At 48.1% G+C, this 26011-nt stretch carries 8 protein-coding genes; 3 read left to right on the forward strand and 5 right to left on the reverse strand.

From position 1 onward, the window contains the following. Positions 1–111 precede the first annotated feature (111 nt). From GVI43_RS06065 to GVI43_RS06080, 4 genes are all read right to left on the reverse strand, one after another. On the reverse strand, positions 112–11484 hold the full coding sequence (locus GVI43_RS06065; RefSeq protein ID WP_159565965.1) for an Ig-like domain-containing protein: 11373 nt from the start codon (positions 11482–11484) through the stop codon (positions 112–114). 99 nt (positions 11485–11583) lie between these two features. After that, the gene (locus GVI43_RS06070) at positions 11584–12588 is read right to left on the reverse strand and encodes an OmpA family protein (protein ID WP_159565966.1); all 1005 of its coding nucleotides are present in this window, start codon (positions 12586–12588) and stop codon (positions 11584–11586) included. Positions 12589–13420: 832 nt separating this feature from the next. Continuing rightward, positions 13421–13891, reverse strand: coding sequence for a winged helix-turn-helix domain-containing protein (locus GVI43_RS06075; protein ID WP_159565967.1), 471 nt, complete (start codon positions 13889–13891; stop codon positions 13421–13423). Positions 13892–14944: 1053 nt separating this feature from the next. Continuing rightward, positions 14945–16159 (reverse strand): MFS transporter, encoded by a 1215-nt coding sequence (locus GVI43_RS06080; RefSeq protein ID WP_159565968.1) that lies wholly within the window; start codon positions 16157–16159, stop codon positions 14945–14947. 148 nt (positions 16160–16307) lie between these two features. On the opposite strand from GVI43_RS06080, the gene GVI43_RS06085 reads away from it, so the two are divergent. Next, positions 16308–16916: a TetR/AcrR family transcriptional regulator gene (locus tag GVI43_RS06085; RefSeq protein WP_159565969.1), complete on the forward strand. Its 609-nt coding sequence runs from the start codon at positions 16308–16310 to the stop codon at positions 16914–16916. 345 nt (positions 16917–17261) lie between these two features. Here GVI43_RS06085 and GVI43_RS06090 read toward each other — a convergent pair whose 3' ends face one another. Beyond that, positions 17262–18158 (reverse strand): PHP domain-containing protein, encoded by an 897-nt coding sequence (locus tag GVI43_RS06090; RefSeq protein ID WP_159565970.1) that lies wholly within the window; start codon positions 18156–18158, stop codon positions 17262–17264. A gap of 607 nt (positions 18159–18765) precedes the next feature. Between GVI43_RS06090 and GVI43_RS06095 the strand changes: the two genes are divergently transcribed. Together GVI43_RS06095 and GVI43_RS06100 are read left to right on the forward strand one after the other, a co-directional pair. Further along, positions 18766–19662, forward strand: coding sequence for a LysR family transcriptional regulator (locus GVI43_RS06095; RefSeq protein ID WP_159565971.1), 897 nt, complete (start codon positions 18766–18768; stop codon positions 19660–19662). Positions 19663–19860: 198 nt separating this feature from the next. After that, positions 19861–25899, forward strand: coding sequence for an alpha-2-macroglobulin family protein (locus GVI43_RS06100; RefSeq protein WP_159565972.1), 6039 nt, complete (start codon positions 19861–19863; stop codon positions 25897–25899). The last annotated feature ends 112 nt before the right edge of the window (positions 25900–26011 follow it).

Below are 26011 nucleotides of genomic sequence, written 5' to 3' on the forward strand. Positions count from 1 at the left end.
GTAAAATTCCATATTCGCTTACTTGTATAGACCTCTTCTATATTACAGAGGCTATATGTTATAAAGCCGAGGATATCCAATATCCTCGGCTTTAGTTTTACTAGTCGTGAATTACACCACGTTCATTCCTTGCTGAATCCACAGCTGAATTGTTGTGTCTTCCTCATTGGTATAAACGTTGTACACCACACCACCTTTATCCTCTGGCGAGCTACTACTCCATAGAGACAGATCAATATTCACTGTATCTTTAGCGCCGTTGTTATTTGTTCCAGTATCACCAGTAATATGCAGGATAGGTTCCCCTGATTTTTTCATATCTAGAATATCTTCTGGTCTAATAACAAGCGTTTGGGCCATGTTATTAGCCATATTGATACCTTCAATATTGAAAATCTTGGCACTAACGCTTCCCAATTCAAAATTGCTATAAGAATCCCAGGTCAACCAATCGATACCATCACCACCATCTAACTTAGTAAAGTTAGTCGTATTGATAACTATCAGATCGTCTCCACCTTTGGCATCAACCGTACTTGCACCACGAGCATCCAATACATCATGATTTTCGGTGCCAGTAACATGGGTCGTCGCAGGTATATATTCAATGTGAGTTTCACCTTTGCCAGACACATTCGTCAGTCCTAGCGTTTGTTCAAGGTCAATCAAACGACCTTTAATCGCAGAGCCACTACCGTCAGCCACGCCAAAATCAGTCCAGCTAACAAACAGCTGACCACCTTCTAAGAAGGTCGCACTGATCTCTTCTTGATTACCAACGGTTAACTGATTAATCCTCAGTTCCTGCCCGATTTTATTGCCGTTCTTATCAAAGAACTGCGCATAAATACCGGCGGTATTCAACCCCGGAGCCGGGTCAGTTTCTGACGCATACACCGCAACAAAGCTACCGTCTGCCCGACTGACTACTTGTGCCAGATATTGATTGTTGGGCGTTGAGGTATTCACCAGGAACTCATTACCCTGAGCCACGCCCTGAGCGTTATAAATGCGTCCCCATATACCGGCCACTGACTGATCCGGCCCAGCCGTATTATTAGAATCCCAGGTGACGATATAGTTACCATTATCCAACGCAGCAATCTTCGCTGAGGCTTGGTTATTTGCCACCGTCTGATTCACCATAAGTTCACCCGACAGGTACTGGTGCGTCACCGGATCGTAAGTCCGCATAAACACATCATTACCGTTGCTAGTGCGCTTGGTATAGGTCACCACAACCTGCCCATTCGCCAACTGAGCCAGGCTAGGGAATGCATTACCCTCAGTATTCGGCAGCCCAGTTGCGCTGACTAACACTTCACCACCCACCGGCGATCCATCCGCATTATATTGATGGCTGTATATCTGGTACTTGCCACTATTAACAGTCTGCCAGACCACCATATAACCACCGTCTGACAGCGCCACGTTCACCGGCCGGTTAGAACCAGAACCCTCACCACCGCTATTAATCGTAAACTCAGTTCCTACTGCCTGTACGCCGGTTAATATATGGTTGCTATTATAGGAGTAGGTGAAATTCTGCCCCCTAATAAAGTCCACTGAAGAACTATTTGGGCTGTCAGCCCACACCACCTGAAACCCACCGTTAGCTAACTCAACCACCGAAGGCTGGCCTTGGTCGCCCTGTCCGGAAGTATTCACCAGAAATTCCTGACCAACCGGCATCCCTTTGGCATCAAATAGCTGCCCTTTTACACTGTAATCAGAAGCGCTGGATTCCCACACCACCACAAAACCGCCGGTGGACAGGTGTGTCGTTGAGGATTTGGCTTGCGTCGAATTTGTCACCGTATTCACAATAAACTCAGAGTAATAACTGGCATTAACGTCAACAACAATCCCTTCTATGCTGTGCTTCTTAGTCACGTCGCTATAGGCCTGCCAGCTAACAAAGACGTTGCCATTATCCATCAGGGTTGCGTCCAGAATATGAGCAACACTTCTGATATCGCTGGCCATTCCTTGACTATATTGAGTGTTACTATTGACCAGAAATTCATGGCCTATCTTCTCGTTGCTGGCACTATAGCGCTGAGCATAGATAGCTGAACCGCTACCGTCACCACCATCAGAACCCCAGACAACCAGATAACCACCGTCCTCCAGCGCAACCGCAACCGGTTTGTACTGCTTACCAGGAGTGTAACTGTTGACCAGAAAATCTCCGGAGCCCATCACTTGCACCGCACCGGTTGTCGGGTTCACGCTATAGCGCACCGCACGAATACCTGAGAAATCGGCAACCATGGCGTCACTCGAATCAAAGACAACCACAAAGCTGCCATCCTTCAGAGTGACCACATCAGGGAAATTCTGCCAGCTATTAGTGGTGGTATTAATCTGGAATGCATCTCCTAATGGCTTGCCATCCGCAGCAAATATCTGACCGATTATACCGCTAGCAGCGCTATCACCAGGGCCATTCAAGCCATTCCACACCGTAATATACATACCGGCATGGGCACTATCGGTAAAGGCCGCCATTTCTGAGCCACCAAAAGTACCGGCTGAAGTACCACCAGGTACATTAACCACACCCTGTGGAACGTTTTTACTGTCGTAACTACGCTGTATAACCCCATCGGAACTAACATCAGTCCAGCTAATCACGTAACCACCGTTCGATAGGGCGACTACACTCGGATCGCGCTGGGCACCGTTGGTTGCAGTGTTAACCAAAAACTCTTCGGTTAACGCCTGACCATCCGCACCGTAACGGCGAGCCACTATCCCATAGCCACTGTTATCTAAGCCACCGTCGTTGGATTCCCAAACAATCAGGAAGCTACCATCAGCTAAGGCAACTACCTGCGGACTATCCTGACTGCCATTAGTACGCTGGTTAACCTGTTGCTCAACTCCGATACGCTTAATACCGTCTGCCGTATACATTTGCATCTGGACGTTATTGTCACCGCCATCCTGCCAAATCACGACCAAATTGCCATTAGTCAGGCAGGTAACGCTTGGGTTTACATTATCGCTATTAGTCGAGGTATTGAGCACGATTGACTCTTTCAGCAGATTGTAATTATCGAGATCTGAACCACGAATAAGGATAGGTTCGCTCTGATTACCTGCTTTGTCGGCAACCACAATGGTTCCCTTCTCATTCACTGATAATGGATTTGGACTAATACTCCAGAACCCTTTTGCATCAGCAACGACTTGATGTAGCTGACCATCAGCATCCGTGACCCTAACAATTGCGCCAGGTTCAGTTTGCCCAGCTAATAGCTCCTTCGTATTAGCATGAATGCCTACATTTGGTGGCACTTCATCTAACACCGGAGATTTCGCCGGCTGGTAAGCGATCTGCGTTGGATTTGTTCCTGCTACAGGTGGAGCTATCAGGCCTAGCGTGTGTTCAAGGTCAATCAAACGACCTTTAATCGCAGAGCCACTACCGTCAGCCACGCCAAAATCAGTCCAGCTAACAAACAGCTGACCACCTTCTAAGAAGGTCGCACTGATCTCTTCCTGATTACCAACGGTTAACTGATTAATCCTCAGTTCCTGACCGATTTTATTGCCGTTCTTATCAAAGAGCTGCGCATAAATACCGGCGGTATTCAACCCCGGAGCCGGGTCAGTTTCTGACGCATACACCGCAACAAAGCTACCGTCTGCCCGACTGACTACTTGTGCCAGATATTGATTGTTGGGCGTTGAGGTATTCACCAAGAACTCATTACCCTGAGCCACGCCCTGAGCGTTATAAATGCGTCCCCATATACCGGCCACTGACTGATCCGGCCCAGCCGTATTATTAGAATCCCATGTGACGATATAGTTACCATTATCCAACGCAGCAATCTTCGCTGAGGCTTGGTTATTTGCCACCGTCTGATTCACCATAAGTTCACCCGACAGATACTGGTGCGTCACCGGATCGTAAGTCCGCATAAACACATCATTACCGTTGCTAGTGCGCTTGGTATAGGTCACCACAATCTGCCCATTCGCCAACTGAGCCAGACTAGGGAATGCATTACCCTCAGTATTCGGCAGCCCAGTTGCGCTGACTAACACTTCACCACCCACCGGCGATCCATTCGCATTATATTGATGGCTGTATATCTGGTACTTGCCACTATTAACAGTCTGCCAGACCACCATATAACCACCGTCTGACAGCGCCACGTTCACCGGCCGGTTAGAACCAGAACCCTCACCGCCGCTATTAATCGTGAACTCGGTTCCTACCGCTTGTACGCCGGTTAATATTTGGTTGCTATTATAGGAGTAGGTGAAATTCTGCCCCTTAATAAAATCCATTGAAGAACTATTTGGGCTGTCAGCCCACACCACCTGGAACCCACCGTTAGCTAACTCAACCACCGAAGGCTGGCCTTGGTCGCCCTGTCCGGAAGTATTCACCAGAAATTCCTGACCAACCGGCATCCCTTTGGCATCAAATAGCTGCCCTTTTACACTGTAATCAGAAGCGCTGGATTCCCACACCACCACAAAACCGCCGGTGGACAGGTGTGTCGTTGAGGATTTGGCTTGCGTCGAATTTGTCACCGTATTCACAATAAACTCAGAGTAATAACTGGCGTTAACGTCAACAACAATCCCTTCTATGCTGTGCTTCTTAGTCACATCGCTATAGGCCTGCCAGCTAACAAAGACGTTGCCATTATCCATCAGGGTTGCGTCCAGAATATGAGCAACACTTCTGATATCGCTGGCCATTCCTTGACTATATTGAGTGTTACTATTGACCAGAAATTCATGGCCTATCTTCTCGTTGCTGGCGCTATAGCGCTGAGCATAGATAGCTGAACCGCTACCGTCACCGCCATCAGAACCCCAGACAACCAGATAACCACCGTCCTCCAGCGCAACCGCAACCGGTTTGTACTGCTTACCAGGAGTGTAACTGTTGACCAGAAAATCTCCGGAGCCCATCACTTGCACCGCACCGGTTGTCGGGTTCACGCTATAGCGCACCGCACGAATACCTGAAAAATCGGCAACCATGGCGTCACTCGAATCAAAGACAACCACAAAGCTGCCATCCTTCAGAGTGACCACATCAGGGAAATTCTGCCAGCTATTAGTGGTGGTATTAATCTGGAATGCATCTCCTAATGGTCTGCCATCCGCAGTAAATATCTGACCGATTATACCGCTAGCAGCGCTATCACCAGGGCCATTCAAGCCGTTCCACACCGTAATATACATACCGGCATGGGCACTATCGGTAAAGGCCGCCATTTCTGAGCCACCAAAAGTACCAACTGAAGTACCACCGGGTACGTTAACCACACCCTGTGGAACGTTTTTACTGTCGTAACTACGCTGTATAACCCCATCGGAACTAACATCAGTCCAGCTAATCACGTAACCACCGTTCGATAGGGCGACTACACTTGGATCGCGCTGGGCACCGTTGGTTGCAGTGTTAACCAAAAACTCTTCGGTTAACGCCTGACCATCCGCACCGTAACGGCGAGCCACTATCCCATAGCCACTGTTATCTAAGCCACCGTCGTTGGATTCCCAAACAATCAGGAAGCTACCATCAGCTAAGGCAACTACCTGCGGACTATCCTGACTGCCATTAGTACGCTGGTTAACCTGTTGCTCAACTCCGATGCGCTTAATACCGTCTGCCGTATACATTTGCATCTGGACGTTATTGTCACCGCCATCCTGCCAAATCACGACCAAATTGCCATTAGTCAGGCAGGTAACGCTTGGGTTTACATTATCGCTATTAGTCGAGGTATTGAGCACGATTGACGCTTTCAGCAAATCGTAACTGCTTAATGCAGCCCCTTCAAACGCAGTTTCACCACTTTGATTACCTGCTGGATCAATAGTAGATATCGTGGCTTTCTCGCCCGAAGCAACAGGGTTAGGCACCATAATCCAACGCCCATCTTCACCAGCTACCGTTCTAGTAATAACACCGCTATTTGTTTTAACAAGCACCGTGACACCAGGTTCGGTCACTCCCCCCAGAATTTCTTCAGCGTTTTGTGAAATACCAACATTTGCTGGCGTAACATCCAACACAAAACTCCAAGGTGACGTGTGGGCACTTTCGTTACCCACGGCATCGGTGCCCGTCACGGTGATGCTGTGCGGTCCTTCTACCAGTGATGTAGTCGGTGTGTAACTCCAGTCACCCGTTTCGTTAACCGTCACGCGGCCCAGTACATGCTCACCGTCATAGATAGTGACGATGCTGCCCGCATCCCCCTTACCGGTAAAGGTCGGTGTCTGATCGTCTGTAACAGTTCCTAATGCTGTAACCGTACCCTGATAAATACCCACGTCATCAATAAATTGCTCGACGGTCGGCAGCGTTGGTGCGGTGGTATCCACCGTTAACGTGAACGATGCCGTCACCAGATTGCCGGCTGCATTCTGCGCTTCAGCGGTATAGCTGTGTGTACCTTCAGCCTGTACCGGCAGGACAAAACTCCAAACGCCGCTTGCATTTGCCGTCGAGCTACCCAGCGCAACCCCATCCGCATCCCGGACAGTGACCACCGCGTTCGGCTGGGTCCTACCCTGCAGTTCCGGCGTGGTGTCATCCGTCGTACCGCCAGCCAGCACCGGCGTCGTGATGTTACCCACGTTGTCATTGGCCAAATCGATACTGATAACGATGTCGCTGGTGTCTACCGTAAAGGCCACGGCGGCGCTCTTGGTTTCATTACCGGCGGTATCGGTGATTTTGGTCTGATAGCTGTGTTCACCGTCGGTCAAAGGACCCAGCGCCACGCTCCAGTTTCCACTCTCATTAACGGTCGTACTGCCCACCAGAGCATTATCAACATAGATGCTGACCATAGCACCGGCTTCGGTGCCCTGACCCGTAATGACGGGTGCGCTGTCATCGGTAATACCACCCGGCGCCACCACACCTTTTACATTACCTTTGTTGTCCATCAGCTGGCCAACGGCTCCGGCAGGTACCTGCGTATCCAGCAGCACTGGGAACACTCCGGTCTCCGGTGACACGACGCCTGCGCCGTTCACGGCGATGGCCGTCAGGTTATAAAGACCATCAGCCCCCAGTTCGCTGGTCGTAATGGTCCACTCACCGTTGGCATCAGCAGTGGTTTCACCCACTTTCACGCGGGTAGCTTCACTGTTTGTGGCGTACACATTAATGGTCAGACCCGCACCGGCGGTACCGGTGAGGATTAAGGTGCGGTCATTGGTCGCCTGTCCCTTCTGCAACAGTCCAATATCCGCATCATCACCGTGGGTGGCGTCATCACGCACGTTTTCAATGGCGGGTGCGGCCGGAGCACCAATCACCAGCGTAAAGTCCCAGGCCGCATCGGTCGTTCCGCTCACCTGCGGACCCACGTTACCGGCACGGTCTACGACCGCAACGGTAAAGCTATGCGTACCGCGCTCCAGCATCGCTGGCTCAAAACTCCACTCGCCGGAAGTCTGATTAACCGCAGCGCGACCAATCTCGACGCCGCGGTCATAGATAACAACCTCAGAGATACCGGTTGCCAGCGCCTCGGCGGTAATGGTACCGCTGTAAACCGGCTGCGTATCGTCAATCACGCTGCCGTCCACCACCAGTCCCTGTACTGGACCAGCAGCATCCATCAGGCGGATTGAGCCTGCAGTAAAGGCGTCATTCCCCCCCGGTGCAACGGTGTCTATCGTAAAGTTCCAGCCTGCATCGGTCGTACCGCTGACTGCCGGTCCTTCCAGCCCGCCGTTATCCACGGCCGACACGGTGTACGCGTGTGATGAGCCTTCAGCTAAGGCGTTTTCAGGCGTGAAGCTCCAGTTGCCGTTTTCATCGACAGAAACCGTCGCAACCAGTGTGCCGTTGTCATAAATCTTAACGCGATCGATATCTGCCGTCGCCTTACCGGCATAGGTTGGACGGGTATCATTGGTATAACCACCGTCAGCGATCCGTCCGGTTACCGGTGCCACATCGTCGGTTAAGGTGATGCTGCCACTGACAATACCAGAGGTATCATTATCCGGCGCGACCTTCGGCCCGTCGACGTTCGTGCTGTTGGTGTTACCGGCCGGATCAACCGCCGCAACAACCGCATCCTTATCGCCTTTTTCCAATGGGTTAGGCCGAAGGCTCCACTTACCGTCTTGATCCACAACCACTTCCGTGATGCTATTATCACTCGGGTCGGTGACCGTGACTTTCGCCCCCGGCTCTGCAGTACCGGACAGTTCTTCCAGCGTGTTCACCAGCACTACCGGTGCAGATGTACTCACATCAACATCAAAAGTACGCTGAGGGCTGTGGGCACTTTCATTACCCACGGCATCAGTGCCCGTCACGGTGATGCTGTGCGGTCCTTCTATCAGTGATTCTGTCGGCGTGTAGCTCCAGTCACCCGTTTCGTTAACCGTCACGCGACCCAGTACGTTCGCACCATCATAGATAGTGACGATGCTGCCCGCCTCACCCTTACCGGTAAAGGTCGGTGTCTGATCGTCAGTAACCCCACCCTGTACGATAGGCGACTGAATGCTACCAACGTCATCAAGAATATCTACGATAGTCGGCAGCGTTGGTGCGGTAATATCCACCGTTAACGTGAACGATGCCGTCACCAGATTGCCGGCTGCATTCTGCGCTTCAGCGGTATAGCTGTGTGTACCTTCAGCCTGTACCGGCAGGACAAAACGCCAAACGCCGCTTGCATTTGCCGTCGAGCTACCCAGCGCAACCCCATCCGCATCCCGAACAGTGACCACCGCGTTCGGCTGGGTCCTACCCTGCAGTTCCGGCGTGGTGTCATCCGTCGTACCGCCAGCCAGCACCGGCGTCGTGATGTTACCCACGTTGTCATTGGCTAAATCGATACTGATAACGATGTCGCTGGTGTCTACCGTAAAGGCCACGGCGGCGCTCTTGGTTTCATTACCGGCGGTATCGGTGATTTTGGTCTGATAGCTGTGTTCACCGTCGGTCAAAGGACCCAGCGCCACGCTCCAGTTTCCACTCTCATTAACGGTCGTACTGCCCACCAGAGCATTATCAACATAGATGCTGACCATAGCACCGGCTTCGGCGCCCTGACCCGTAATGACGGGTGCGCTGTCATCGGTAATACCACCCGGTGCCACCACACCTTTTACATCACCTTTGTTGTCCATCAGCTGGCCAACGGCTCCGGCAGGTGCCTGCGTATCCAGCAGCACTGGGAACACTCCGGTCTCCGGTGACACGACGCCTGCGCCGTTCACGGCGATGGCCGTCAGGTTATAAAGACCATCAGCCCCCAGTTCGCTGGTCGTAATGGTCCACTCACCGTTGGCATCAGCAGTGGTTTCACCCACTTTCACGCGGGTACCTTCACTGTTTGTGGCGTATACGTTAATGGTCAGACCCGCACCGGCGGTACCGGCGAGGATTAAGGTGCGGTCATTGGTCGCCTGTCCCTTCTGCAACAGTCCAGTATCCGCATCATCACCGTGGGTGGCGTCATCACGCACGTTTTCAATGGCGGGTGCGGCCGGAGCACCAATCACCAGCGTAAAGTCCCAGGCCGCATCGGTCGTTCCGCTCACCTGCGGACCCACGTTACCGGCACGGTCTACGACCGCAACGGTAAAGCTATGCGTACCGCGCTCCAGCATCGCTGGCTCAAAACTCCACTCACCGGAAGTCTGATTAACCGCAGCGCGACCAATCTCGACGCCGCGGTCATAGATAACAACCTCAGAGATACCGGTTGCCAGCGCCTCGGCAGTAATGGTACCGCTGTAAACCGGCTGCGTATCGTCAATCACGCTGCCGTCCACCACCAGTCCCTGTACTGGACCAACATCGTCCATCAGGCGGATTGAGCCTGCAGTAAAAGCGTCATTTCCCCCCGGTGCAACGGTGTCTACCGTAAAGTTCCAGCCTGCATCGGTCGTACCGCTGACTCTTGCGCCTTCATTACCGGCTTTATCTACTGCAGAAACGCTATACGCGTGTGACGAGCCTTCAGCTAAGGCGCTTTCAGGCGTGTAGCTCCAGTTGCCGTTTTTATCGACAGAAACCGTCGCAACCAGTGTGCCGTTGTCATAAATCTTAACGCGATCGATATCTGCCGTCGCCTTACCGGCATAGGTTGGACGGGTATCATTAGTATGACCACCGTCAGCGATCGGTCCCGTTACCGGTGCCACATCGTCGGTTAAGGTGATGCTGCCTTTAACAATACCTGAAGTCTTATTATCTGGTGATACGCTATCAATGGTGAAGTTCCAGCCGCTATCATTCGTGCCGCTGACTCTTGCCCCTTCATTACCGGCTTTATCTACTGCAGAAACGCTAAATTCATGGACAGATCCTTCCGCTAAAGAATTTTCAGGCGTGTAGCTCCATTTACCATCCGCCCCCACCTTCACAGTAGCAATCAGCGAACCGTTATCATAAATCTTAACGTAATCCACATCTTTCGTGGCCTTACCGGCATAGGTTGGACGGGTATCATTGGTGCTACCGCCATCGGCGATCAACCCAGTCACCGGTGCCACATCATCGATTAACATGATGCTACCTTTAACAATACCGGAAGTACTATTATCAGGTGTACTGCCATCAATGGTGAAGTTCCAGCCGCTATCATTCGTGCCGCTAACTCTTACGCTTTCATTACCGTATTTATCTACTGCAGAAACACTAAACTCATGGCTAGAGCCTTCTGCTAAGGCGTTTTCAGGCGTGTAGCTCCATTTACCATCCGCACCCACCGTCACTGTAGCAACGACTTGGCCATTATCATAAATTCTTACGTAAACAGCATCTGATGTAGCCGTACCTGAATAGGTTGGGCGAGTATCATTAGTTACTCCACCATCTTTAATTAAACCAGTTACAGGATTTACGTCATCAGTTAATGTAATGCTATCACTAATAATATTAGTCACCGATGTCGGAACAGGTGCTGGTGAACGTGAATCATCCTTGTCATTGTCATCGTCATTATTACTTGCATAAGCGGCAGCTGCCGCACCAAGGCCAATAACTCCCATAGCCAACGCCCACCACAAGAAACCGCCGTTATCGCCGCCACCCGCTTCGGGATCCGCTTTTATAAAACCATTGCCACCCAGAGCTGCCTGAGTAACTGCACCGTCGGCCATTTCCGGAGCATAATCCTGTAGTTCGCCGGAAGTAGGGATAAACTCATAATACTGCCCAGATTCAGATAAACCGATGATATGAACATCAGCCAGATTCAGTTCATAATAATTTTCAAATACAATATCCGGATAGGTGATATCACTACCATCACCAAAGCTCATGACTAAATTATTACCAATACGTTTGTATGTAACAATATGTGGAGCTTTACCTGTCACTTGATCCAATAACTCAATATTCACTTTCCCATTTTTAGGAATAGCAATATTTGTAGCAGAACCATTACCAGGCATAACCTGATATTCTTTAATTACACCATCAACACCACGCAATTTAACCTGAATTAAATTACTCATAAAAATATCCTTTAATTAATCGAACAAAAAATAATCCATTATTGATTTTTCATCATGGACATAATGCATAACAGAGGAAATAATCGAGCACCCGCTCTCTTAATTATTTATTTTTGGGATACCGTAAACTTCCACTTCCACCCTCCGATTAGGTTCATTACAAAGAATGATTTCATTTCTATTCTGATAACGGTCTGAGCAATCAGTGACAATCAAATTATTTTGTCCTAATCCTTGAACTTGAATCAGCCCACTAGATAATCCTAATGCCTTCAATCTCATTGCAACACCTTCAGCTCTTTTCAATGAAAGGTTAGTATTATAATCAGGTGAACCAATTAGATCGGCGTATCCGTTGACTACTACTTTGTCTATTGTTTGATAATTATTCTTTATAGCTGCCGCTATATTAGCCAGCTCGTCCTTTCCTTTTTCCGTTAATCCATTAATATCATATCGGCCAAATTTAAATAAAGTAGAGGCAGCAATATTGAATACTTCATCTGGACAGCTACGATTAAGATCGAGGCGTGAAATAGTATGTATTTGTAATGGCAATGTCTTAATAGCCCCTATTGAATCTTGATCGTCAATCCAACGTCCAATAACGCTCCCATCGTCATTTATTGCCACTTGATAAAAACTAAGCGTACCAGGCTTCAGTCTCAGACTAATCTCACTATGATTAAGCGTTTCCTGACTAATGTTTTCTTTTTTAGATCCTAATGAAAATGTAATATTTTCAACATTGCTACATAACGATATAACGCTTGCTTTGGCTTCTGATACCAAAGACGCATGGTATTGCCCGTCAATAAAAATATTCAACGGCTTTTTTATATAAGAGTCATTCGGTTTACTCATTCGAAAAACGATAAGTTTCGCAATACCCGGTTCCGCAAGAATATTTTCACCAGAGTCTTGAACTTCTATGGCCCACTTAGGCTTTACATCGGCATCATTATTTCCTGATGCCATAGATATGCTTGACAAAGCTAATAATGATAAACACATCAACAATAAAAATTGCGTTTTCTTTGCTATAAAATCCAGCATAATAATTCCTTTTAAAAAAATTTTACATTCTAATGAGTTATCACTCACTATTATTTAATCCACTGAGAATAGATTACTTAATCAATATTTCTGACTAATCATTAAGTTGCTGACAATGCAGGCTAACTCTTGTATCTGATCTTTTATATGTGTATTTAGTTTGGAACGTTTTATTACAATGGCTACATTTATAGCGTTGTAATTTTGAAGCCGTAGTTTTGCCATGCTTGCAAACCCCTGAGCTATTTCCACAGTAAATACATGGAATTGGAATCCTAAATTTTATTTGAGCCATCATAATAGATAAATTTCTATTTCCTTTAGACAGGTCACTTCTAAATTGATACCGGACCTGGTTGGTATCTAAAAACACCCAATTAACTTATCAGATAAAGAAATGCCACTCACAAATCCTACCAAATGCTAGTGCCATTACTTACCCTGACTAATTCGATACAGAAGATACCTTTAAACCAATACACATCATAAGTTTAATTGAAAAAATCAATTATATAGTTTTTTATTATCAATAAATCATTAATTATAGATTTAAATTTCAATTAATATAAATTTCATAAAAATTTTCGCGCAACTCACGAAAAAATAGCATAGATAAAGATGCATCAGGCTGAATACTCTGGGAGGTTTAATATGAACTTTTGCCTGTTTTATTATGCCGGAAGATCTCTAAAAGCATCTGGTACTGCTATAAGGGATATTGACATTAAGTCTGTATATGGAGGTTTATTAGGGGATCTTAAGGCAGAGGGACTAGCTTGCAGAATAACATTCTCAACTAATAGCTAAGAGTGGAACAATAGTTTTATATAGCGAACTTTTTGAATAGCCTTAATATTCAAGGCTAAACATTATGCTGACTTCAAATTTCTCCCTTATCTATATCTATACATATAGATATCTCATATAAAATATTAATTTTTAATGAGTTACCTTTTAAAACAGTCCTATCATCAATAACATTACCTTTTTCTGATATGTTTAAAGAAGGTGAGTTATCCATAGTCATAGGAGAAACTGTACCGCTAAATTCAAATCCCACCTTAGGTATTGTAATAATCAACGATTTTTCCAAGCCTAACTTCAGCATCTCCTTTCTTAAGAAGCTTACATAAAAATTAAGATTGTTATTTGAAGATACCAAGCCATATTTATCCCATATTTCCTCCAACAGCGTATCACGAGAGATAACACTACCTGGATTCATTAAAAAATAACACAATAACCTTGCAGGGATATTCGAAAGAGTAATCAACGATAGTTCATCACCGAGCCTTTTCAGAGTTCGATCCTCTGAATTATAGCTAACTTGATTTTGTATTAAGTATATCATGATAATTGAATCTCTAATGGATACCTTATATTAATATTAATACGGGCAAAAGAGTAGTGTAAAAGAAAAAAGTTGTCAATAATAGTTTGACCGCTCTTTTAATTTAATACTAAATTTATTTTCTATTTTATTAACTGAAAAATGTAAAAATCAGACTAGAATAAAACATAAATTTCTTACTGTAATATTACATAACCCTCTGATAAAGAGATTTTAATTTTCCACCTTAGTGCCAAAATGGCTGAACCTAAAAAATAGAGTCATACTAAAAAATTGTATATAGATTAAAAATAACACTCAAATTTAATATTACCAATCAAAAAAAACATAGCCATTAAGTTGTAAATATGTTAAACATCATAAGCACTTATTAAATGAGTAATCATAATTAGTTATTTTAGCAATTCAGATAATTATAATGTCCAATACTGGAATTGGCTCAGAATTAAAGAATAGCCAGCCTCTATCATTGATAGTTAGCGGACTCTTATGATTTAATTCCAAATGATTTGTTAACTAGTATTTATAATATACTTTTGTGGTGCTAATTGGCTTTGTTGAATAAATCAGCTTTAAACAAAATAGTCTTTTGGATGGGCAATATATCGGGCAACTCGCATACCAATCTGTCCTTGATTTAATACCCACCTTGTTTTCAAATCAATTAACAAAAGCGAGGTAATTATGACAAGACGGCTTTATGCCCCTGAATTTAAGCGTAGAGCCATTGCATTACTGCTTGAAAGCGATAAGTCCGTTGCTCATAACTCGATATCAAAGAAAATACTCTCTATAACTAGAAAAAACTGCATCAGGGTAATCCGGATACTGCATTTCCCAATTCACCTCAATTTTCTGAACAAGAATTGGAAATTAGCCGTCTTAAGGCCAAAATCACCGAACTAGAAGAGGATAAAACTATCCTAAAAAAAGCGGCTTTTTAAAGATATAGAAGCAGAACAATTGTTAGACGAACTAAACTTATCCTCGTCGGCCAACAATATTCATCTTCTGACGCAATACAGGCAATTGCTGAATGGGCAAGCGGTGTTACTAACACTCAGGCCCGTCAGCCACGGTTGTAACGCACACCTCCGGCTGTACGCGTCGATAGCCATACAACGCCACAATCAATACCACTACACCGGCGGCTAGGGCGACGACAAAGCCCGCCCGTGCACCGTGCGCATCCACGACCTGACCGGCCGCCACTGCGCCCAACGCAACACCGATGCTCAGACCGGTAATCAGCCAGGTCATGCCTTCGGTAAGTTTGTTGGTCGGTACGATTTGTTCAACCAACGTCATCGCTACGATCATCGTTGGCGAGAAAAACAGGCCCGCAATCAGCACTGCCAGAGCTAGACTGAGAATGTCGCTCGCTAGCAGCAAAGGCAACGTGGTAAACGCTGTTGCCAAACCACCCAGCAAGAGCAAGCGTGGTAACGACACTGGCAGCTTCAGCACGCCGAACAGCAGCCCCGCAGCACAGGAGCCGATGGCATAAACAGACAATACGATACTGGCAGCCGCGGGTTGTTCCTGTTGCTTGGCAAAAGCCACGCTGACCACATCTACCGTACCAACAATGGCCCCCATGGCCACCAACAGCAGTACTAGAATGCGTATACCAGACTGTCGGATAACTGATCCACCCTGCATGTCGGACAATTTATGCACCGGTGGCTCAGTACTGCACTGTGCGACAAAAGCGAAGACGCCAACAGCCAACAGCAGCGCTGCTGCCAGCGGGCCTGCCTGTGGAAATACGGCTACGCTCAAACCTACCGACAACGGCGGCCCGGCGATGAAGCATGCGTCATCCAGCACTGATTCTAACGCATAGGCGGTTTGCAATCGCGATGTCCCCCGATAAATTTCCGTCCAGCGAGCACGAACCATTGCGGGCATACTGGGCATAAAGCCCGCCAGCACGGCGCTGGCGAACAGAGTCCAGTCAGGTGCCTGCCAATGTGCGCTAGCCAGTAAGGCTAACAATCCCGCCAAGCTGATGCCCGCCGCCCATGGCAGTATTCGACCTTGCCCCCAGCGATCCACCAAAAGAGAAATCTGCGGAGCCAGCAAAGCCGTAGTCAAGGCGAAGGTTGCGGCCACCGCGCTGGCCAAGCCGTAGCTGCCGCGCAGTTGTGCCAGCATGGTAATAATACCAATGCCCGTCATGGCAAGCGGCAGTCGTGCCAGAAATCCTGCCAGAACAAAGCTCCGGGTGCCGGGGATATTGAACAACTCGCGATAGGGATTGATCATTCTGGTTCTCTCTTTATATAGACTGGCTTGCCAATAATCCATTCATAGTAGAAAATACATACGAAGCGTATGTATAAAAGCATAGAAACATACGCTCCGTATGTCAAATGGCATACATAATAGGTGTCGAATGAAAATGGAGAGAAAGATGGTCCGACGTACTCGCGCTAATATGATCGAAGAAACCCGTGCAAGGCTGCTGGCGACAGCCCGTCAGGCGTTCGGCACTCTGGGCTATGCGAATACATCAATGGACGATTTCACGGCGGAAGCTGGGCTGACCCGTGGTGCACTTTATCACCACTTTGGTGACAAAAAAGGCTTACTGGCAGCCGTGGTAGAACAGATCGATGCTGAGACAGATGCGCGCCTACAGGCCATTTCGGACGCCGCTCCGGATTCATGGGAGGGCTTCAGGAACCGCTGCCGGGCCTATCTGGAAATGGCCCAAGAGCCAGAAATCCAGCGCATCGTGCTACAGGACGCCCGCGCAGTACTTGGTGGATCGACACCCGCTTCACAGCAACACTGCGTCAATTCCATGCAACGTATTCTGGATCGGCTCATGCAAAACGGCGTTGTTGTTCGCGCCAATTCGCAAGCGCTGGCGCGCTTGATCGGAGGTAGTCTGGCCGAGGCCGCGTTCTGGATCGCGGAAAATAACGACAGTGATATACGCCTGATACAGGCACTGAACGCGCTGGAGATTTTGTTACAAGGGATGCTAATTACGCATGTCACCGATCCAGCACAGTAGAAATCCGCCTGATCGATTCATATTCTGACGACGCATAATGTTTATGTTCGAAGGCGAAAAGCACAGAGTAATCTAGATGCCGATCCCGGAGCATCTGGTGTTCTTCGGTAATCAGTCCAGAAACGTTTCCTCCGTTAGCAAGATTGTTCAAAAACGGCAACGCCAGCAATCATGTCGCTCATCATCATTGTCCCATCAAGCAGGACCATAATAGTCGCCGTTTATGTCAGGGAGCAGACACCAAGTACAGGCGAAGTCCGCAGATGAAAGCTGGCATTGCGTGTCGCCCACGAAAGCCGCTCTATGATCATTTGCAGGCCCTCTATCCCATACGTGATTTGCTCCTTATTGCGAGCTAGGCACGCTGGCAGCAGCAATAAACCGGCGTATTTCAGCAATATGCTGCGGACCATAAGCACACTGTCCGACCTCGATTTTTGGCTTGTTACGCCCGTGGAAATCACTACCACAGGTTACGAATGCCGATCGGCCAACGGTAAATTCATACAGTTGGCTAACCAATTCCGGTGAATGATAGCTGGAAAACACCTCAACGCCCATTACGCCCGCTTTAAACATCTCATCAATAACCCGAGTGTGATCCTGCGCCACGTTGGCGCCAATGTGTGCCACAATCGGTATCCCGCCATTTTGCCGGATCACGTCTACCATCTGACTCATTGCAGGATAGGTAACCGGCAGGTGGCAAATTTTACCGGGGCCAAAGAAATCCCAATAAAAGTTGATCAATGGCATATCCGACCGATCGCCACCTGAACGATATGGTAATAGCAGCGGATGGCCAATGTTACGCTCATCTTCGAGGATAACTTCCCCCATTTGCTCTTCCTGCGGTATGGTGCCGCCACACACTTGCTCCAACCGCTGTTCGTCAAGATAAAAATTCAGTCCACGCAGCTTCTCGAATTTTTGGGGCGTCAAATTCCGCTGGATAGCACTAAAGTTTTTGTGGACCTCAACAAAATCATCACTCGGCGTGAAGCCATAGCCAAGCAAGTGAAAATTCCGCCCGGCAAAGGTACAGTCAATTTCAATACCAGACAGTACGTTCAAGCTGGATGAAGCCAGCGTTTTGGCTTTCGGTACTGAATAAGCACTGTTATGATCGGTGACTGCCAGCGTGTTAATACCGTGCTTATTGCAACGCGCGATCAATACCTCAACCGGAAAATCGGCATCGTCGCTGTAGCTAGAATGCATGTGCAGGTCAATCTTTTCCATTACGTTCTCCATATTACAAATATGGCTTCTAACAATGCACAATGATAAAACAATGCTAAACCAGAGAATAAATACCCGCAGGAAATTACATATCATTTGCCAGCGATAACAATAAAATACAAGTTATCAATAGGTAAATTTAATAACTAAAGATAATAAAACAATGACACAGCTAACTATAAAAAATATCAATATAATCATTGATAATATTTACCACCCAATGAAATTGTTAAATCACTCTGCAAAAAGAATAATAATCAATATAATAAAAACAGTATGAGAAATATAATTAAGTTACTGATAATTATTACTATAATACAGTTTCAGAGCCATTGATGAATCCGGTGACTCCGTGTTAAAGTCTGACAAAGAAAACCCCTGAGACATTAAGCTATTAATTATTCCTCCACAATGCTCATCTTCCAGAGACTGAGGTACAATGATGCCATTCCTAATTAAAAATATATAGTTGACACTATTCATATATTCTCCTTATTACGCTATAAATAGATATATTATCAATATGCTGTAACTGAATTACAGCAAAGTAGTATCGTTATTTATAATGAATAATTATATTTAGGTGATAACCAATTGGAATCGAACCATGGAACTACGCCAACTGCAAGCCTTTGTTACGCTAGCCGAGTCGCTGAGTTATAGAGAGGCTTCGGTCAAATTATTTATTACGCAGCCAGCGTTGACCAAGCAAATTAAAGCGCTAGAGCAAAGCTTAGGCGCTCCGCTATTCAACCGTGGTCGTCAGGGTGCCCAATTAACCCCGTTCGGACAAGAACTTTATGAGAAGGCCTACGCTTTAGTATTGCAAGCCAAAGAGTTTAAGCAGTACGCAGGAAACCTTGTCCGGCAAGTCTCTGGCCATATTGGCATCGGGTACGGATTATCCAGCATTAAAATGGCATCGATGCTGACGGCCCAGTTCAAGAAACAGTACCCCAACGTAACCATTACGCTGGACGATATGACATCCGCTAAGCATACTGAAGGATTACTGACAAACCGTCTACAGCTTGCATTCCTCCGTTATCCTATTCATGCGGATCTAAAATCGATAACCCTGCTAAAAGATAATTTGGTTCTGGTGGTAAACTCGCATTTGTATACCGACTCAGGAATCAGCAAAGGTGGCTATTCCAGGCATTTAGATAAACTTTCGTATATCCAGATTACACCCGAGAGCTGCCCGGGATTTTCTCGCCAGATAGAGAAGTATCTTACTGCCCAGCACGTAGTGCCAAACGTTATTCAATACGTCAGTGATACTCAAACCTTACTAGCGCTGGTTGCCAGTGGAATGGGTGCCGCCATAGTGCAACGCAGCGCGATTCATATTGCACCAGAAACTATCGATATTATCGACCTGACCGGCGAACACGCGAGCTGGAGTATAGGCCTATGCTGGAACCCTAGATTCAGCCATCCGGTCAGAGATGTTTTTCTTAATATGGTAGAGATTCAAGGTGATATTCACGAGCTTAGTTAGCCCCTGACATAAGGCCTCTCAAGGCTATATTCAACTTAGGCGCATCGCTTATTTATATTTCCCACATCGCTTCTGAATACCTGTATTTTGATGTAAAATTAACCTGCTTTTATCCCTAAAAATGGACTCGGGATAATAAAGCCTGATTACCCCGCCAGCGCACGATAAGCATTCGCCAGAATTTGAAGGATTATTAATATGGATTTACTACGGTTTATACTTCGCCTGCCCTTAACGCTTCTGCGCGCTGCTTATTGGTTTATCTGCTTTATTTTCGGTCTGCTTGCGGCTCTTCTTCGGCCATTAATCGGTCGGGCTAACTGGCAGGCTCCGGGCTGGTCAGTGAAAGTTCGTCATATCATTGGCAACGGCATTCAGGCCACCGAGCGTTGGATAAATAAGCACCCGGTTGGCATACTCATTGGCCTGATCTTATCAATCGCTGCTGCCGGTGCTTCGTTCTACGGGTATCATTGGTACCTTAACCGCCCTAAACCAATCGAAGCTGCACCGATGGTTTATCAGCAAACCAACGTGCAAATTCAAGGCCCTGCGGCGCTAGACTACGGCACCGAGCAGCCGCAGCGCGTAGCGCTTTATTTCTCTAACTCTTCAGCGCCGATTGCGCTGGTCGGTAAAACAATCGATCGGGGTATTACCATGACGCCGGCCATTGACGGTGAATGGAAATGGGAAAGCGCCAGTCTGCTGGTCTTTACGGCGAAAAAAGCCTTCCCAATGGGTGAAAAATATCAGGTAAATCTCGATGCGGCTACGCTGGTAGCACCGCAAATCAAACTGAATAGTATCGAGCTAGCTTTTACTACCGCGCCGTTTGATATCAACCTGAGCAAAACAGAGTTCTATCAGGACCCGAGAAACCCACAGCAAAAAAGCGCTATCTTCTCGGTCAAGTTCAACGCACCGGTCGACGTGCTGAGCTTTGAAAAGCAAATCACTATGTCGCTGCTGCCAAGCCAGCCGCTTAAATATTCTATTATTTATAATGATAAAAAAACTGAAGCTTGGGTTCATTCCCAACCGTTAGCGCTACCCGATAATCCCGGCCAGATTAGGCTGTCTATCGGCAAAGGGGTGAAAGCCGTTGTGGCGGCTAATCAAACCCAGTCCATTCGCGATAATATCGTTAATATTCCCGGTTTATATAGCCTAGAGCTAAACGATATCGAAAGCGTACTGGCTGAGTCAGAAACCAATAAAGGCCAGAAAGCGCTACTAATATCCACCAGCGATGCGGTTAACCAAAAAGAGATTCAAAAGGCGGTTAAAGCCTGGCTGTTACCTCAGCATAACCCGAATGCCGATGCGCAAGCCTCACCTCAGACAGAAAATGACTTCTATCGTTGGTCGATGAGCAACATTGATGAAAAAGTGAGGTCGCAGTCAACGCCGCTGGCGTTAACCATCAACGATGCAGAACAGGATAATCAGCCGCTGTTTAGCTTTAGCTTTAACGCACCGGCTTATCGCTATCTATTGGTCGAAGTGGCAGATACCCTAACCTCCGCCGGTGGCTATAAGCTAAAGAACAAAGAGTACCGGGTTGTCACCGTGCCCGATTATCCGAAGGTGCTGCGCTTCATGTCTGAAGGTTCATTGCTTTCGATGAAGGGTGAAAAACAGATCACCGTGGTGAACCGCAATCAGCCGGGGCTATTACTGGATATCAAACGGGTGATTCCAAGCCAGCTACAGCACGTGGTCAGCTTTAAGAATAATACCTTTACCGCCGTTGACTTCAATCGGTTAGACGACAGCTATTTTACCGAACGCTTCCAGTATAAGACCAAGCTAGACAACGATAAGCCGGAAGACTTGGCCTATCAGGGTATCGATCTCTCCCGCTATTTGAGCAAAGATCCCAACGCTCGCCGGGGAATTTTCTTGCTGACCCTGTCCGGCTGGGATCCGGCCAACGGCGAAAAAGCCAATAATAATGACGATAGCTACGACGGCAACGATCCTGACGCCGTGGCCGAGTCCGAATCCGATAGTGAAAACGTCACCGATTCCCGCTTTGTTGTGATTACTGACTTGGGGATTATGGCAAAGCGCTCGCTGGACGGCTCTAGGGATATCTTCGTACAGTCGATCCATAGCGGCACGCCGGTTCAGAGCGCTAAGGTTTCGGTTATTGCCAAAAATGGCTCGGTGCTGTTTATCCGCACTACCGGCGCAGACGGTCATGCCAGCTTCCCGTCGCTGGCGGCGTTTATCAATGAACGTTCACCGGTCATGTTCCTGATTGAAAAAGAGGGTGACGTTTCCTTCCTGCCAACCAATAACGACTATGACCGTACTCTAGACTTTTCACGCTTTGATATTTACGGCGAAGTGAACCCAACCGATCCACGCACGTTGAGCAGCTATCTGTTCTCAGATCGGGGGATATATCGCCCGGGCGATACCTTCAACGTTGGCCTGATTACCCGCCCGGCGGACTGGAAAACCTCGTTAACCGGCATTCCGCTAAAGGCAGAGATTCAGGATCCGCGCGGCACCGTGATGAGCACCGTGGCGCTAACGCTGGATAATTCTGGCTTTAACGAACTGAGCTACACCACCGGTGAAAACGCACCTACCGGTGACTGGTCGGTTTATCTGTATCTACAAAATAGCAACGAATCCAACGGCGCGCCGTTGCTGCTTGGCAGCACCACGGTTAAGGTAAAAGAGTTTGAGCCCGACAAACTGAAAGTGTCGCTAACGCTGACGCCCGATCGCCAACAGGGTTGGGTTAAGCCTCAGGAACTGAAAGCCAATATCGACGTACAAAACCTGTTTGGTACCCCGGCGCAGGATCGCCGCGTGGCATCTAAACTAACCTTACGCCCGATATATCCGAGCTTTACTCAATACCCTGACTATCAGTTCTATGAGAACCGCAATAATCAAGACGGGTTTGAAACCGATCTGGAAGACCAAACCACTGACCAAAACGGACTGGCTGAAATTAAGCTGGATATCGGTGCCTATGCCGATGCCACTTACCAGCTACAGCTTATCTCGGAAGCCTTTGAAACCGGCAGCGGCCGCTCGGTTACTGCGGCAGCCAGAGTTATCGTTTCACCTTATGACTATCTGGTTGGGGTCAAGGCGGATGGCGATATCGACTACATCAATCACCATGCGGAAAGGCACTTAAGCATAATTGCCGTCGATCCTTCGCTGGCCAAGCTTGAGCTACCGGACCTGACGCTGTCGCTGCTTGAGCAAACCTACCTGTCAGTGCTGACTAAACAGCCTTCCGGCAGCTATAAATATCAGTCAAAGCTGAAAGAAAGCCTTATATCAGAACGACCGCTGACTATTCTGCCGACAGGTTCCGATCTGAAACTGGCGACCGACAGGCCGGGCAACTTTATTCTGCAAATCAAAAACGCTAAAGGGCAGGTTCTCAATCGAATAAACTATAGCGTTGCCGGTAACGCAAACGTATCGCGGTCCTTAGATCGCAACGCCGAGCTAAAGCTGAAGCTCAATAAACCAGAGTATCAGGCGAACGACGAGATTGAAGTGGCCATCAATGCCCCTTATGCCGGCAGCGGTATCATTACCATCGAACGGGATAAAGTCTACAGCTGGCAGTGGTTCCATTCAAATACCACCAGCTCAGTTCAGAAGATCAAAATACCGGCAGGAATGGAAGGTAACGGCTACGTTAACGTGCAGTTTATCCGCGACCTGAACTCCGACGAAATCTTTATGAGCCCGCTGAGCTATGGCGTTATGCCGTTTAAAATCAGTAACGATGCACGTCAGGCTAAGATAAGCCTCAGTTCGCCAGCGCTGATTAAACCGGGGCAAACCCTGCCAATCAAGGTTACGACTCACGGCCCGCAGCGGGTTGCGGTGTTTGCCGTAGACGAAGGTATCCTTCAGGTTGCCCGTTATCACCTTAACGACCCGCTGGACTACTTCTTCCGCAAGCGTGAGCTGAGCGTTCAAAGCGCCCAGATCCTTGACCTGATCCTGCCTGAATTCAGCAAGATTATGTCTTTAACATCGGCTCCGGGCGGCGATGCGGGAGAAAGCCTGAGCCTGCATTTGAATCCATTTAAACGCAAAACCGATAAACCGGTCGCCTACTGGTCTGGCATTACCGACGTTAACGGTGAGGCTACCTTTGACTATCCGGTACCTGACTATTTCAACGGTAAAATCCGGGTTATGGCTATCTCCGTTACGCCGGATCGCATTGGCCATTACCAAACGTCGACCACGGTGCGGGATGACTTTATTCTCACGCCTAACCTGCCGACTAGCGTATCGCCGGGTGATGAATTCGACGTGTCGGTTAGCGTCGCCAACAGCCTGACAACGCTTAACGGTGAAAAAGCCGAGCTGCTCGTCACGCTGACACCACCGGCGCAGTTGCAGGTGATGGGTGAACCAGAACGCCTGATTTCGCTGGCGGAGAAGCAAGAAGGCATGGTGACATTTCGCCTGAAAGCGCTCAACGCTCTCGGAAATGCTCCCGTAACGGTGAAAACCAGCTACCGAGATAAATCGGCGCAGCGTACCGTCAGCCTGTCAGTGCGCCCTGCTATGCCGTTCCGCACCCAATCAGTTATGGGCCGCATGGACGGTAAGCAGCAGAATATCGACAATATTCGCCAAATGTTCCCTGACTACGCTCGGCGCAACGCGGTGTTATCTCACTCACCGATGATTCTGAGTAACGGTTTGGCCAAATACTTATCCGATTACCCCTACTCCTGTTCGGAGCAAATCGTCAGCCGGAGCATTCCTCTGTTGTTTCAACAGCATCAGGAAATAGCCAGCGAACTGAACGACGCACAGGCCAGAGAGCAGGTTAAGAACATTGTAACCACCCTGCTGTCGCGCCAGAATAGCGAAGGTGCCATTGGCATGTGGCAGTCTACTCAGGCCCCCGATCCGTTTATTACACCGTACGTGGTCCAGTTCTTGCTGGAAGCCAAAGAGCAGAACTATCCGGTATCTGAACCTCTGTTAAAGTCAGCCAACGACTACCTGCGTAAGCTGGCCACGTCAGATAGCCGACGCAGTCTGTACGACCTGCGTTTACGGGCCTTTTCCGTCTATTTACTGACCCGTCAGGGCGAAATCACCACCAATATGTTGGCCTCGGTACAGAGCCGCCTGCAGGCTAACTACCCCAATGTCTGGCAACAGGATCTCAGCGCGCTGTATCTGGCTTCATCATACAAAATGCTGAAGATGGATAAACAAGCCGACGAGATGCTGAAACCGACCTGGGCCGAGCTTAGCAAGGCTTACGATAAAGCATGGTGGAGCCATGAGTATCTGGATCCGCTGGTTCTGGACAGTACCCGGATATATCTGATCGTTCGCCACTTCCCGCAGAAAGCGCAGGATATTCCACCGCAGGCGCTGGAAAACATGGTGCTTAGCCTGAAGGCTCAGCGCTATACCACCCTATCTTCTGCCATGAGTATTCTGGCGCTGAACGGCTACTCCAGTATGGTTGCGGAGCAGCATAAAGATCAAAACGGCCTGACGATAACCGAAACCGGTTCAGCAAAAGGCGCTCAGCCACGGCTGATTTCATCCCTGTCCGGGCTAGTGGCTAACGCTAATTTCACGAAGGATACCAAAGAAATCACCTTCAATAACGCGATGCCGACACCGGCGTGGTACGTGATGACTCAATCGGGCTACGACGCTAATCCGCCGAAACAGGCTATTTCTAAAGGTTTGGAGATCGCCCGCGAATACACCGATGAATCCGGTGCGGTCGTGTCACAAATTGCCTTAGGCCAGAAGATTAACGTTCATCTAAAAATTCGCTCCAACTCGAAAGAAGGTCAGGACAATCTGGCCATCGTTGACCTGCTGCCCGGCGGTTTTGAAGTGGTACAGCAAACGCAGCCGCAGGCTCGAAATGAAGGTGAAGAGAGCCAACAAGACGACAGCGGAGACGATCTTGAAAGTCACTGGAATCCGCTGATGGTTGACGGCTCCAGCCTCAATCCTGAATATACCGATATCCGTGAAGATCGGGTGGTTATCTATGGGCGGGCAACCGACAGCGTGCAGGAGTTTATCTACCAGATAAAACCAACCAATGCCGGTACCTTTACCATTCCGCCGGCCTACGCCGAAGCAATGTATGACCGTGAGATTCAGGCTATGTCAGCGGGCGGCGGTAGCATAATGGTCGAAGCGCCCACGGCTAAAGAGAGCGAAACGTATTCGCCTCCCTGCCACTAAGTAGCAAGGTAACCAACCTACTTTGGACCACTTAGCGAAGCAAAATGAGGGTCGGCTCGCCAGCGCTATCTACAGGCTGACTAAGCCGACAGCTTTAAAGCGGCATATCCAA

The sequence above is a fragment of the Budvicia diplopodorum genome, assembly GCF_009800925.1.
Taxonomy (GTDB): Bacteria; Pseudomonadota; Gammaproteobacteria; order Enterobacterales; family Enterobacteriaceae; genus Budvicia; species Budvicia diplopodorum.